The following is a 12,383-nucleotide window of genomic DNA, read 5'->3' as shown; positions in this document are numbered from 1 at the left end:
GCGCAGGCGGGGCATCCAGTACTCCGCGGCGGCAGTTCGTTCACATAATCGCGGCCGCGGAGTACTGGATCGCCCGCCCCAGTGCGCAAGCGCGCACAAGGCGGGCGATGACACCGTGCGTCAAAACGACTTCCCTGCCCGTCGCGGCTTGGCTTCCTCCACCTCCGCGTCGCGCGGGACCGGTGAAATACGGAGTGCGGTGATACGGTTGCGTTCGCGGCGGAGGACGCGGAAGCGGAAGCCGTGGAAGGTGAAACTCTGGCCACGGTCGGGGATCGATTGCGCCTCGTGGATGACGAGGCCCGCGACCGTCGTCGCCTCTTGATCGGGCAGCCGCCAGTCCATGGCGCGGTTGAGGTCGCGGATCGGCACCGAGCCGTCGACCACCACGGAGCCGTCCGGCTGGGCCCGCACGCCGGCGACCACGACGTCGTGCTCGTCGGAGATGTCGCCGACGATCTCTTCCAGAATGTCTTCCAGCGTCACAAGACCTTCAACTTCGCCGTACTCGTCGACGACGAGCGCGAAATGGGTTTTTCGCCGGCGGAATGCCTTGAGCTGCTCGGAGACGGTGCGCATCTCGGGCACGAACCAGGGCGGCAGCGCGATGGTGGAAACATCGATGCGTGAAGTGTCGCCGTCGGCAGCGCGGATCGCGCGCAAGAGATCCTTGGCGTGGAGCACGCCGATGATGTTTTCGGGCTTCTCGCGCCAGAGCGGGATACGGGTGTATTCGGTCGCCAGCACCTCACTCACCAACTCCTCAGCCGGCAAATCGGCGTTGATCATCATCATCTCGGTGCGATGGATCATGACATCGGAGACCTGGAGCTCGCGCAAATCAAGCAGGCCGCCGAGCATGTCGCGGTCGTGCTTTTCGACCTTGCCCTCGTGGTGCAAGAGGTCGACCGCGCCACGCAGGCGCTCGGTCGGCGACAGGATCGCCTGATGCTCGCCGGCAAGGCCGAACAGGCGCATCAGCAGGCGCACGATGACTTCCACCACCCGCAGCAGCGGCCCCAGCACGTACATCGTCAACCGCATCGGGCGCGCGACCGCGAGCGCCATCCGGTCCGGCGCGTTGATGGCGATGGTCTTGGGCAGAACTTCCGCGAAGATCACGACCAGCGCGGTCATCACGCCGGTGGCATAGAGCACACCGACATCGCCGAACCAGGCCGTGAAGATGGAGGTCGCCAGTGCCGAAGCGCTGATGTTGGCGATGTTGTTGCCGAGCAGCAGCGCGCCGATCAGGCGCTCGCGCATGTCGAGCAGTTGCGAGACCACGTCGGCGTCGCGATTACCCTGCCTGGAGAGCCGCAGCATGCTGGCGCGCGAGGCGCCGGTCAGCGCGGTCTCGCTCGCGGCGAAGAAGCCCGAGACGAGCAGGCAGATAATGACGATGGTGAAGCCGAGCCAGTCCATGAACCACTCTGGTTCCTTGTTTTAGCGCCGTTCAGCAGCGTCTCGCGCCTTGAGGGCGAGCTTGTTCTGCAGGAAGTCGCGCACCGGCGCCGGCTCGACATCCTTGGCGATGACGGCACGCCCGACGGCCTCCAGCAGGATGAAGGTGAGCTTGCCGCGCTTGACCTTCTTGTCCTGTGCCATCAGCGCCATCAGCGCGTCAGCATCCGCGAGGCCTTCCTGCGCGAAGCCGGCGATGTCCTGCAGGCGGGTCGGCAGGCCGGCCTCGATGAGATGCCGCTCGACGCGGGCCGCGTCGGCCTCGGCGATCATGCCGAGACTTGCGGAAAACTGTGCCGCCAGGGTCATGCCGATCGCAACGCCCTCGCCGTGAAACAGGCGATCAGAGAAACCCGTTGCGGCTTCCAGCGCATGGCCGAAGGTGTGTCCAAGATTGAGCAGCGCGCGCTCGCCAGTCTCACGCTCGTCGCGCGAAACGACACCCGCCTTGGCGCGGCAGGAGGTCGCGATAGCGTGCTCGCGCGCCGAGCCGCCCTTGAAGATGTCCGCGTGATTATTCTCCAGCCAGGTGAAGAAGGCCTCGTCGCCGAGCACGCCGTATTTGGCGACCTCGGCATAGCCGGCACGGAATTGCCGCGGCGACAGCGTGTCGAGCACGGCGGTGTCGGCGATGACCAGCACCGGCTGGTGGAACGCGCCGAGCAGGTTCTTGCCCTGCGGCGAGTTGATGCCGGTCTTGCCGCCGACCGAGGAATCGACCTGCGCCAGCAGCGAGGTCGGCACCTGCACGAAATCGACGCCACGGCGCAGGATCGCCGCCGCAAAGCCGGCGAGATCGCCGACGACGCCGCCGCCGAGCGCGATGACGAGATCGTTGCGCTCGATCTTTGCGGCGATCAGGGCTTCGCTGACCTTTTGCAGACCCGCATAGGTCTTGGAGATCTCGCCTTCCTCGACCACGACGCGCGAGGTCGGAATGCCGGCAGCGGCGAGCGAGGCCTCGGTCGGCTCGAGCCAGTATTTTGCAACGGTGCGATCGGTGACAACAGCCGTGCGCACGCCGGGGCGCAAAGCGGCGACCCGCTCGCCGAGCGAGGACAGCACGCCGCGGCCGATGACGATGTCGTAGGCGCGATTCTCCAGCGCGACATCGACATTGACAGGGTCGGAATGCTTTGGGGGCGCGGTCATCGAACGGCACTCGCGACGTCGGCTGGAGGTTGAGACGCGCTCTCGCCGCAAAGATGGGCCCGCAGCGCCTCGATGGTCTCGTCGACGATTCTGTCGTGCGGCACATCGCGCGAGGCGATGGTGAGATCGGCCTTGCCATAGACCGGCTCGCGCTCGGTGAGCAGGCGCGTCACGGTTCCCTCGGGGTCGGGGGTCTGAAGCAGAGGCCGGTCGGCGCGGCGGCGCACGCGGCGCATGATGACGTCGTGATCGGCCCTCAGCCAGATCGAGATCGCCTTTGCCGCGATGCGGCTCCGCGTCTCCTCGCGCATGAAGGCGCCGCCGCCGGTCGCCAGCACGATCGGCCCGCCCTCGAGCAGGCGCGCGATCACGCGGGCCTCGCCGTCACGGAAATAGGGCTCTCCGTGGGCTGCAAAGATTTCCGGGATGGTCATACCGGCGTGGGCCACCTCGATTTCGACGTCGGCATCGAGAAATCGCAGGCCAAGCCGCGTCGCCAATCGCCGGCCGATGGTCGATTTGCCGACGCCCATCATGCCGACCAGCACGATCGAACGCGCGCCCAGCGCCGACAGGATGTCGGCCTCAGGGCTCGCTTGTGCTGGCAACGCGGCGTCGGACATTCGATCTTGCTCTGGATCTCGTTCAATCTGCCGCCAAAGGCGGCATCCCGGCCACGTATACGACCACCCCGGGGCCCTCGCCAGAGGACTCTTGCCACGAAACGGCGAACATGTTGGATGATTTCATTGGTTAATTTGCCTGTTCGAGACCTCTTCCGAGACCTTGCCCGATGCCCAGTCTGTTCCGCTTCCTGACGGTCGTCGCCGTGCTCGCCGGCATCGTCTATGGCGTGGTGTTCGCGCTGGCCAACTTCGTCAATCCGAAGCCGCGAGAAATGACGGTGACGATCCCGCCGGATAAATTTCTCAAGAAATAGGAGCTAGCCTCCGGGGCATGCGCAAATCCTCCGCCAGCAAGCCCTCCGGCGCCAAGCCCTCCGACGCCAAGCTCACCGGCCTGTTCCTCGACATGCTCGCGGCGGAACAGGGCGCCGGCCCCAACACGCTCGACGCCTATCGCCGCGACCTCGCCGATTTCTCCGAGTTTCTCGGCCGCGCCGGCCACAGCTTTGTGGACGCCGAGACGCAAACACTCCGCGACTATCTTGGCGACCTCGATGCGCGCGGCTTCAAATCCTCCAGCGTCGCACGGCGGCTGTCGGCGATGCGGCACCTGTTCCGCTTTCTCCTCAATGAACGCATCAGAACTGAGGATCCCGCGGCGATCCTGTCCGGGCCCAAGCGCGGCCGCGGCCTGCCAAAGGTGCTGTCGATCGCCGATGTCGACCGCATGCTCCGCCGCGCCAAGGAGATGAGCGAGGCGGCGGACGCCTCGCCGTCACAGCGATTGCGCGCTTTGCGGCTCTACTGCCTGCTCGAGGTGCTCTATGCGACGGGCCTGCGCGTCTCCGAGCTGGTGTCGCTGCCGCGCACGGCGGCCAAGCGCGACGCCCGCATGATCGTGGTACGCGGCAAAGGCGACAAGGAACGGCTGGTGCCGCTCAACGAGGCCTCGCGGCAGGCGATGGCGGATTATCTCAGCGCGACGGAGGCGGCCAAGGAAAACAAAAAGGGCGAGACGAAGGGCAGTGTCGCGACCACGAAATGGCTGTTCCCCTCGTTCGGCGAGAGCGGGCATCTGACGCGGCAGCATTTTGCCCGCGACCTCAAGGAGCTCGCGGTGGCTTCGGGGCTTCAGGCGCGGCTAGTCTCCCCGCACGTGCTGCGCCACGCCTTTGCCAGCCACCTGCTGCACAACGGCGCGGATCTGCGCATCGTGCAGACCCTGCTCGGCCATACCGACATCTCGACGACCCAGATCTATACCCACGTGGTCGAGGAGCGGCTGAAAAGCCTGGTGCGCGATCTGCATCCGCTGGCGGAGAAGTAAGGAGGTCTCGTGCCCCGGACGCGGCGCAGCGTGAAACGATGCGACGCAGAGCCGGGGCCATGCTCGCTGGGTCCCGGCTCTGCGCGGCAGCGCTATAGAAGCGCTGCAGCGCGTCCGGGACACGAGATCCGGTCGGGACGACAGCCGCGAAACCGCCTTGACTTCGGCCACATCTCCGCAGAAAGAGCCGTGGCCTCATTCGCGATTTGGCGCGCCCCCGGGAGCGCACAAGTCAAGTGCTTGAAGAAGCTACACTTCTTTATGAGAAGCCAACCTCGCTTCGCCTCTCCGCCCCGTCCCTCTATATTGAGTTGATGCCAGACCAGATGCGCAGCTATCTCGACTTCGAAAAGCCCGTCGCCGAGCTCGACTCCAAGGTCGACGAGCTCAGGACGTTAGCTGCCTCCGGCACTGACATCGCCGAGGAGATCGGACGGATCGAGGACAAGGCGGCGCAGGCGCTGGCCGACCTCTATCAGAACCTGACGCCGTGGCAGAAGACGCTGGTCGCGCGGCATCCGCAGCGGCCGCATTTCAACGACTTCATCAAGGGCCTGATCACCGAATTCACCCCGCTCGCCGGCGATCGCAAGTTCGGCGAGGACGAGGCGCTGGTCGCGGGCTTCGGCCGCTTCCGCGGCGAAGCGATCTGCGTGATGGGCCAGGAAAAGGGCGATTCCACCGAGAGCCGCATCAAGCACAACTTTGGCATGGCGCGGCCGGAAGGCTACCGCAAATGCGTGCGGCTGATGGAGATGGCAGAGCGGTTCGGCCTGCCGGTGCTGTCGCTCGCCGATTCCGCCGGCGCCTATCCCGGCATCGGCGCCGAAGAGCGTGGCCAGGCCGAGGCGATCGCGCGCTCGACCGATGCCTGCATGGCGCTGACCGTGCCGAATGTCGCCATCATCACCGGCGAGGGCATGTCGGGCGGCGCGATTGCGATCACCACCGCCAACAAGGTGCTGATGCTGGAGCACGCGATCTACAGCGTGATCTCGCCGGAAGCCGCCTCCTCCATCCTCTGGCGCGACGGCAGCAAGGCGCAGGAAGCCGCCAACAACATGAAGATCACCGCCCAGGACATGCTGCGCTTCGGGGTGATCGACAGTATTCTGAAGGAGCCGGTCGGCGGCGCCCACCGCGACCCCGCCACCATGATCGCCACCACGGGCGATGCCATCGCCAAGGCGTTCGACGACCTGCGAGGCCTGGACGGCGACGCGATCCGCAAGCAGCGCCGGCAGAAATTCCTCGATATCGGTCGGAAACTGGGTTGATTCGGCCCACCAGCCGGTCGGACGGCAGGGAATGGTGGGCGCGCTTCCGGCTTTGCCCACCCTACTGGACTTCGCCCGGACCGCCCCTGTAACCCCGCATTAACCCTTTTTTTGCCCAAATCGGCGATCTCAGTAGCGGTTTGGCTGCAAAGCCCAATTCAGTCCCAGTTCCGGCCCAGTTTAAGTCTCTGTTGACCACGCCTGTCGGCCAACGGGCTCGTGATCCCCGGTCGGGTTGCGACCCCCAGGCGCGGAGGTTAGAATTTTAATCAATGGCTTCAGGGCATCAGCGCTGGGGCTTGGTCTGAATCAAGTCCGGACATCCGGTCAGGCCATGCTTCAAAGATCGGGGTTCGCGCTCCTTGCCCGGAACGTTGTGGGGTTCGTCTTGACTGCTAGCTCGCTTGCTCGTGCGCTTTTGGCTTCGGTCGCGCTTGCCGCCAGCATTGTGCTGGCCGGCTGCGACACCGACCAGGTCTCGCTCGCGACCAACGCCAAGGCCAACCAGCCGGTCTCGCCAAAGCTCGTCGCCGCGATGGGCGAGAAGGACATGGATCTGCAATCGCCGATCCTGATCCGCCTGTTCAAGTCGGAGGCCGAGCTCGAGATCTGGAAGCAGACCCGCTCCGGCCAGTTCGCACTGCTCAAGACCTATCCGATCTGCCGCTGGTCGGGCGACCTCGGTCCGAAGGTGCGCGAAGGCGATCGCCAGGCGCCAGAAGGATTCTACTCGATCAATCCGAGCCAGATGAATCCGCAGTCGGCCTATTACCTCTCGTTCAACACCGGCTTCCCCAACGCGTTCGACAAGGCGCTCGGCCGTACCGGCTCGCAGCTGATGGTGCATGGCGATTGCTCGTCGCGCGGCTGCTACGCGATGACGGACGAGCAGATCGCGGAGATCTATTCGTTGGGGCGCGAGTCCTTCTTCGGCGGCCAGAAGGCGTTCCAGTTCCAGGCGTATCCGTTCAAGATGACGCCGGTGAACATGGCCAAGCACCGCAACAATCCGAACATGGCCTTCTGGAAGATGATCAAGGAAGGCTATGATCATTTCGAGGTGACGCGACAGGAGCCGAAGGTCGACTTCTGCGAGAAGAAGTACGTGTTCGATGCCGCGAAGGCACCCGATGCCAAGCGCGATCCCGTGTTCGATGCCTCGGCGAAGTGCCCGGCCTATGTGATCCCCGAGGACATCGCCAGCGCCGTGCGCGAGAAAGAGCAGCGCGACGAGGCCGAATACAACAAGCTCGTCTCCAAGGGTACGCCGGTGGCGCGCATGAACACCGGTATCGACGGCGGCATGAACAAGATCTTTGCCGCGAAGATTCCGGAAGGCTCGACCGGCCTGTCGGAAGGCGCCGAAGGCAATACGCTGCAGATGCTGGCGATGTCGAAGGCGCCGGGCACGATCCCAGGCACCGTCAACCCACCGAAGCCGAACCTCGAGCCCGCCGCGGCAGCTCCGCAGCAAGAACCTGTCGTTGCGGTCGCACCCGCGACCAACACCCGCGTCGCCTCGGCCGAGAAATCCGGCGGCTTCTTCTCCAATCTCGGCCGCAAGATGGGCCTCGGCACTGCGGACACGACGGCGACCGCCTCAGCGCCGCAAGCGACCGCGTCGGTGACCCCCGCGCCCGCAGCGCCGAGCACGGCCTCCAGGCTGAAAGCCGCAGTGACGCGGTTCGTGCCCGGCCACGACAAGTCCAAGGATAATGCTGTGGCGGCCGCAAAGCCCGTTGAGCCGGCAAGGCCTGCCGAGACCAAGGTTGCAGCAACGCGGCCCGCGCTGAAACCGTCGGTGAGAGATAGTGCGGCTGACGGCGCGCAGATGGCCGGTGCAGCACCTGTGGTGTCGTCGAACTCGTTCGACAGCCGGTTTGGCGCGGTGAAGTAAGCGGGATTTTCGCTTACGGCGCCAGATACCGCAGCAACTCCGGATTGCCCCTCACCTCGCCGGCCGCGCCTTGCAGCGCGACCCTTCCGCGGTCGAGCACGTAGGCGTAGTCGGCGACGCGCAGCGCGAGGTCGAGGTGCTGCTCGACGATGATGACGGCGATCTCTTTCGCAAGCTCGATCAGGCGCTCGGTGATCTCCTCGATCACGCCGATCCAGACGCCTTCGGTCGGCTCGTCCAGCAGCAGCAGTTTTGGATCGCCGAGCATGGCGCGGCCGATGGCGAGCATCTTACGCTCGCCGCCGGAGAGCGTGCCGGCAGGCTGGTCGAGGCGCTGGCCGAGTTTCGGAAAGATGGCCAGCACGCGGTCGACGGCGGTGGCATCCTTGTTGAGGAGCGAGCCGACGGCGAGATTGTCGCGCACAGAGAGGCGCGCGAACACCGAATGCTCCTGCGGCACGTAGCCGATGCCGGCGCGGACGCGCTCCTCGGGCCGGCGGCGGCTGATGTCGCGGCCATCGAAGCCGACCTCGCCCTTCCACGCCGGCAATTCGCCGACGATGGTCTTCATCAGCGTGGTCTTGCCCGCGCCATTGCGCCCGAGCACCGCGACGCCGCCGCGCCAGGGAATGCCGATGTTGACGTCGAACAGGACCTGGCTGCGGCCATAGCCGGCGTCGAGATGCTTGATGTCCAAAAATTCAGGCACGGCGCAGATAAATCTCCTGAACGGATTTGTTGGCCTGGATCTCGGACACGGTGCCCGATGCCAGCACCTTGCCCTGGTCGAGCACGGTGAGGCGATCGCAGATGTCGCGGATGAAATCGAGGTCGTGCTCGACGATGACGAGCGAGCAATGCCGCTTGATCGGCTGCAGCAATTCGCCGGTGACGCGACGCTCCTCCAGGCTCATGCCGCCGGTCGGCTCGTCCAGCAAAAGGAGTTTGGGTTTGCCGGCGAGCGCCATCGCGATCTCCAGCCATTGCTGCTGGCCGTGCGACAGCGCGGCCGCCGCATCGAAGGCACGGTCGGCGAGACGGAACTGCGTCAGCATGGTCATGACCTGATCATGCAGCGCATTCCTGGTGCGCGAGAACACGAGGTCAAGCAGCGAGGACTGCGCCTGCAGCGCGAGAAGGATGTTGTCGTAGAGCGTCAGCGACGGCAGCACGCTCGTGATCTGGAATTTCAGGCTCATGCCGGCCCGCGCCCGCTCGGTCGGCGTGAACGCTGTGATGTCGGTGTTGACGAAGCTCACCTTGCCTTGTGTCGGCACCTCGGCGCCGGCAATGCACTTCATCAGCGTGCTCTTACCGGAGCCGTTCGGGCCGATCAGGCCGTGAAACTCGTTCTCGCCGACGGTCAATGCTGCGTCGTCGAGCGCGGTGAGCTTGCCGAATATCTTTGAGATGCCCGCGGCTTCAAGAAGCGGCATTGCGCTTCTCCTTAGTCTCCTTGGGCTTGGCACCGAAGCTGCCGACCCGCTCGCGCTCGCCGAGGACAAAACTGATCAGGCCGAGCGGCCGGAACAGGATCACGAGCAGCAGCAACAGTCCCAGAATGATCGGCCAGATGTCGCGATAATTGTCCGACAGCCAGAAGCTGACGCCCTCGACGATGACCGCGCCGATGACAGCACCGATCAGCGTGCCCGAGCCGCCGAACAGCACGTAGAGCACTACCTGCGTCGAGACCACGACGCCGACCATATTGGGCCAGACAAAACCTTCGTGGAACGCATAAAGGCTCCCGGCGAGCCCTGCGATGGCGCCGCCGATCGCAAAGATGATCGCCTTCAGATGCTGCACCTTGTAGCCGAAGAAGGCGATGCGCTGCTCGTTCTCGCGCAGGCCCGCAAGCGCGAGACCGAACTGCGAGCGCATCAGGAAGCGGCAGAGCAGGTAGACGACGATGAGGATGCCGAGGACGAGATAATAGAACGCCGGTCCTTCCGAGAATTCGTAACCGCCGAGCGTCATCGGCGCAATCGAAGGAATGCCGTTCTGGCCGCCGAGATAATACCAGCCGCGTGCAAGGCGATCGGCAGCGTAGGAGCCGGTCAGTGTGCCGAGCGACACGAAGATCACGCTGGAGGGGTGCCGGCCCAGCAGCAGGAAGCCGCCGAGCAGCAACGCGAAGGTGAGGCCGATCAGCGTGCCCGCAGGCAGCACCAGGAAGATGTTGGTGATATCCAGATCGCGCGCGAGCAGCGCGACACCATAGCCGGCCGAGCCGAAAAACAGGGCCTGGCCAAAGCTCATGATGCCGGCATAGCCCCAGACCAGGTCGAACGACAGCGCGAACAGCGCCAGGATGATCACGCGCGTTGCAAACACCGTGAGGTAGTCCTGCAGCACAAATGGCGCGACGAGCGCGGCGACGAGCGCCACGCCCTCTACGAATGGCAGTATCTTTCGTTCCGCGGCGGCTTGTGCCGCCGTTTCGCGTTCAGCCATTGCCGCGTCCGTCTCCCCGCCAATCTCGGCGGGGATCGCCTGTTTCACTGCGCCCATCGACTTCGGCATTTGACCTTAGCATTCCTTGGGGTCGACGAGACCGTCGCTGCGTCCGACGATCTCGTAGTTCCCGGCTTTGGCAACCGCGGTGTACATCTTCATCTTGCAGTGGCGCTTGCCCGGCACCATCTCGGCCGGTCCGCCCGGCCCTTCCGCGATCTTGGCGTGATCGAGCGCGGCGGCGACCGAGTCGCGGTCGACCTTGCCGGCTTCCTTCACCGCAGCTTCCCACAGCTTCAGACCACGATAGGTGCCGGTCGCGGCACTTCCGGCGGCGAACAGGAAGTTGCCCGGAAAGTCCTTCTCGTAGGCCGCCTGGATTTTTGCGTCGAACGGGTTCTCCTTGGTCAGCACCTTGAAATAGTCGAGGCAGCTCGCGAGTCCCTCGATCTCGGCGGCCTGATTGATGTTCAGCGTGTTCTCGTCATAGTAGACGCAGGCCAGGCGCCCGCCGTTCTTGAGGAAGCCGGCTTCATAGAGCTGCTTGAAGAACGGGCCGACGCCCGGCGGAATGACGGTGTTGAAGACGACGTCGACCTTGTTGGAGATGATGCGGTTGACGGTCGCGGAGAAGTCGACCTGGTCGAGCGGGTAATATTCCTCGAACACGACCTCGCCGCCATTGGCTTCGATCACCTTGCGGGCATAGACGTTGAGCGTGTGCGGCCACACATAATTGGCGCTGGGCAGCGCGAACTTCTTGCCGCCGTTCTTGATCAGCCAGGGGATGAATTCGTCGCACTGCTGCGCCGGGGTCGGCCCGGTGCAGAACAGATAGGGCGTGCACTCCTTGCCTTCATAGAGCTGCGGATAGATGTAGAGCGTCTTGCCGCGCGCCACGATCGGATCCTTGATCGCGTTGCGCATCGACGAGGTGATGCCGCCGAGCACCATGTCGACCTTGTCGCGCTGGATCAGCTTGCGCACGTTGCCGACAGCGACCGATTCATTCGACGCGGTGTCCTCGATATAGAGCTCGAGCGGTCGGCCGAGCAGGCCGCCGGCATCGTTCATCTGCTTGACCAGCATCTTGGCGACGTTGGCGTCCGCCGTGCCGGCGTACGCAATCGGACCGGTGAGATCGGTTGCGATGCCGACCTTGATCGGCGCTTCGGCCGCATTGGCCCACGGTGCCGGAATCACCCAGCTTCCCACCCCGGTTGCGACCGCGCCGGAGGCAAAAGCAAAATTGGAGAGGAAGCGGCGGCGCGAGAGCTGACGATCAAACATGTGACTAAACCCCTTTTCCAGCGATGAGGCCCTGCGGCCGGAATTTGATGAAGGCAATGGCGAGAACGAAAACGAGGACATCGGCGACCACGGGCGCCATCACCCAGGGCAGCGCGGCACTGAGCGTGCCGATCACGCCGGCGCCGGCGACGGGGCCGATGAAGGAGCCGACGCCGCCGACCATGACGGCGACAAAGCCCTGAATCAGGAAGCGGATGCCGAGATCGGCATAGAGGCTGAACACCGGCACGATCAGCGCGCCGGCAAGGCCGGCCAGTGCGGAGCCGAAAGCAAAGGTGGCGCCGTACATCAGAGGCGTCGAAATGCCGGATGCGCGCGCCAGCGACGGGTTCTCCAGCGTGGCGCGCATGCGCAAACCAAAACTCGTGCGCGACAGCAGGAGATAGCAGCCGACCATCACCAGCAGCGTGATGACGATGATGGTGAAGCGCCAGGCCGAGATATGCATGGTGCCGATGTCGATCGAGCCGCCGATCGGCTCGGGCACGGTGAGATAGAAGCCGCCGATCAGGCCACGCACGGATTCGCGGATGATGAGGCCGAGCGCGTAAGTGCCGAGCATCGCCACGATCGGCGCGGCGTAGAAGCGGCGGATGATCAGCGCCTCCAGCACGAAGCCGAGCGCACCGACCAGGAAAGGCGCTGCAACCATGCCGGTCCAGATCGGCAGGCCCTTGGCGTAGGCGAGATAGGTGATGTAGGCCCCGAGCAGGACGAACTCGCCCTGCGCAAAGTTGAAGATGCCCATCATGCTGGCGATGATCCCGAGCCCCAGCACGATCAGGACGATGATCGCGCCGAAGCTCAGGATCTCGAAAGCCGCGACGAACGCGTTAGCCATGCGATGCTGTTCCGTTCGTCTGCACTAATTC

The 12,383-nt window shown here is 64.7% G+C and carries 12 protein-coding genes; 4 read left to right on the top strand and 8 right to left on the bottom strand.

Annotation, left to right across the window (positions count from 1 at the left end):
• Nucleotides 1-120: 120 nt before the first annotated feature.
• The 3 genes from ABIC09_RS00635 to ABIC09_RS00625 are packed head-to-tail and all read right to left on the bottom strand — an operon-like array spanning nt 121 to nt 3,239.
• Nucleotides 121-1,425, bottom strand: a complete 1,305-nt coding sequence (locus tag ABIC09_RS00635; protein WP_148751950.1) for an HlyC/CorC family transporter — start codon at nt 1,423-1,425, stop codon at nt 121-123.
• A 21-nt stretch (nt 1,426-1,446) separates the two neighbouring features.
• Nucleotides 1,447-2,616, bottom strand: a complete 1,170-nt coding sequence (aroB, locus tag ABIC09_RS00630) for a 3-dehydroquinate synthase (protein WP_354108096.1) — start codon at nt 2,614-2,616, stop codon at nt 1,447-1,449.
• Nucleotides 2,613-3,239 (bottom strand): shikimate kinase, encoded by a 627-nt coding sequence (locus ABIC09_RS00625; protein WP_354108095.1) that lies wholly within the window; start codon nt 3,237-3,239, stop codon nt 2,613-2,615. The genes aroB and ABIC09_RS00625 overlap by 4 nt, the downstream gene beginning before the upstream one ends.
• Before the next feature lie 170 nt (nt 3,240-3,409).
• Between ABIC09_RS00625 and ABIC09_RS00620 the strand changes: the two genes are divergently transcribed.
• The 4 genes from ABIC09_RS00620 (at nt 3,410) to ABIC09_RS00605 (ending at nt 7,743) form a co-directional block, all read left to right on the top strand.
• Entirely contained in the window at nt 3,410-3,556 is a 147-nt protein-coding gene (locus ABIC09_RS00620) for a hypothetical protein (protein ID WP_008144572.1), read from the top strand.
• A 17-nt stretch (nt 3,557-3,573) separates the two neighbouring features.
• Nucleotides 3,574-4,569, top strand: coding sequence for a site-specific tyrosine recombinase XerD (xerD, locus tag ABIC09_RS00615; protein ID WP_148751953.1), 996 nt, complete (start codon nt 3,574-3,576; stop codon nt 4,567-4,569).
• A 314-nt stretch (nt 4,570-4,883) separates the two neighbouring features.
• Entirely contained in the window at nt 4,884-5,846 is a 963-nt protein-coding gene (locus ABIC09_RS00610) for an acetyl-CoA carboxylase carboxyltransferase subunit alpha (protein WP_148751954.1), read from the top strand.
• Between the two features lie 388 nt (nt 5,847-6,234).
• Entirely contained in the window at nt 6,235-7,743 is a 1,509-nt protein-coding gene (locus tag ABIC09_RS00605; RefSeq protein WP_502917631.1) for a L,D-transpeptidase family protein, read from the top strand.
• Nucleotides 7,744-7,756: 13 nt separating this feature from the next.
• Here the strand turns inward: ABIC09_RS00605 and ABIC09_RS00600 are convergent, their stop codons facing one another.
• The 5 genes from ABIC09_RS00600 to ABIC09_RS00580 are packed head-to-tail and all read right to left on the bottom strand — an operon-like array spanning nt 7,757 to nt 12,352.
• Entirely contained in the window at nt 7,757-8,452 is a 696-nt protein-coding gene (locus ABIC09_RS00600) for a branched-chain amino acid ABC transporter ATP-binding protein (RefSeq protein WP_354108093.1), read from the bottom strand.
• On the bottom strand, nt 8,445-9,179 hold the full coding sequence (locus tag ABIC09_RS00595) for an ABC transporter ATP-binding protein (protein ID WP_354086373.1): 735 nt from the start codon (nt 9,177-9,179) through the stop codon (nt 8,445-8,447). The genes ABIC09_RS00600 and ABIC09_RS00595 overlap by 8 nt, the downstream gene beginning before the upstream one ends.
• The gene (locus tag ABIC09_RS00590) at nt 9,166-10,269 is read right to left on the bottom strand and encodes a branched-chain amino acid ABC transporter permease (protein ID WP_148751958.1); all 1,104 of its coding nucleotides are present in this window, start codon (nt 10,267-10,269) and stop codon (nt 9,166-9,168) included. Before ABIC09_RS00590 ends, ABIC09_RS00595 begins: the two co-directional genes overlap by 14 nt.
• A 6-nt stretch (nt 10,270-10,275) precedes the next feature.
• On the bottom strand, nt 10,276-11,490 hold the full coding sequence (locus ABIC09_RS00585) for a substrate-binding protein (RefSeq protein ID WP_148751959.1): 1,215 nt from the start codon (nt 11,488-11,490) through the stop codon (nt 10,276-10,278).
• 4 nt (nt 11,491-11,494) lie between these two features.
• Nucleotides 11,495-12,352, bottom strand: coding sequence for a branched-chain amino acid ABC transporter permease (locus tag ABIC09_RS00580; RefSeq protein ID WP_148751960.1), 858 nt, complete (start codon nt 12,350-12,352; stop codon nt 11,495-11,497).
• Nucleotides 12,353-12,383 lie beyond the last annotated feature (31 nt).

The organism is Bradyrhizobium sp. S3.12.5, from assembly GCF_040548225.1.
Lineage (GTDB): Bacteria > Pseudomonadota > Alphaproteobacteria > Rhizobiales > Xanthobacteraceae > Bradyrhizobium > Bradyrhizobium cytisi.
Note: the sequence above shows the minus strand (reverse complement) of the source record. Positions and strands in the feature narration are given on the sequence as shown.

Excerpts from the sequence above, each read along its gene's own strand:
- ABIC09_RS00625 (WP_354108095.1), bottom strand. The coding sequence starts at position 3,239 with ATGTCCGACGCCGCGTTGCCAGCACAAGCGAGCCCTGAGGCCGACATC.
- aroB (WP_354108096.1), bottom strand. The coding sequence starts at position 2,616 with ATGACCGCGCCCCCAAAGCATTCCGACCCTGTCAATGTCGATGTCGCG.
- ABIC09_RS00595 (WP_354086373.1), bottom strand. The coding sequence starts at position 9,179 with ATGCCGCTTCTTGAAGCCGCGGGCATCTCAAAGATATTCGGCAAGCTC.
- ABIC09_RS00590 (WP_148751958.1), bottom strand. The coding sequence starts at position 10,269 with ATGCCGAAGTCGATGGGCGCAGTGAAACAGGCGATCCCCGCCGAGATT.
- ABIC09_RS00635 (WP_148751950.1), bottom strand. The coding sequence starts at position 1,425 with ATGGACTGGCTCGGCTTCACCATCGTCATTATCTGCCTGCTCGTCTCG.
- ABIC09_RS00580 (WP_148751960.1), bottom strand. The coding sequence starts at position 12,352 with ATGGCTAACGCGTTCGTCGCGGCTTTCGAGATCCTGAGCTTCGGCGCG.
- ABIC09_RS00585 (WP_148751959.1), bottom strand. The coding sequence starts at position 11,490 with ATGTTTGATCGTCAGCTCTCGCGCCGCCGCTTCCTCTCCAATTTTGCT.
- ABIC09_RS00610 (WP_148751954.1), top strand. The coding sequence starts at position 4,884 with ATGCCAGACCAGATGCGCAGCTATCTCGACTTCGAAAAGCCCGTCGCC.
- xerD (WP_148751953.1), top strand. The coding sequence starts at position 3,574 with ATGCGCAAATCCTCCGCCAGCAAGCCCTCCGGCGCCAAGCCCTCCGAC.
- ABIC09_RS00620 (WP_008144572.1), top strand. The coding sequence starts at position 3,410 with ATGCCCAGTCTGTTCCGCTTCCTGACGGTCGTCGCCGTGCTCGCCGGC.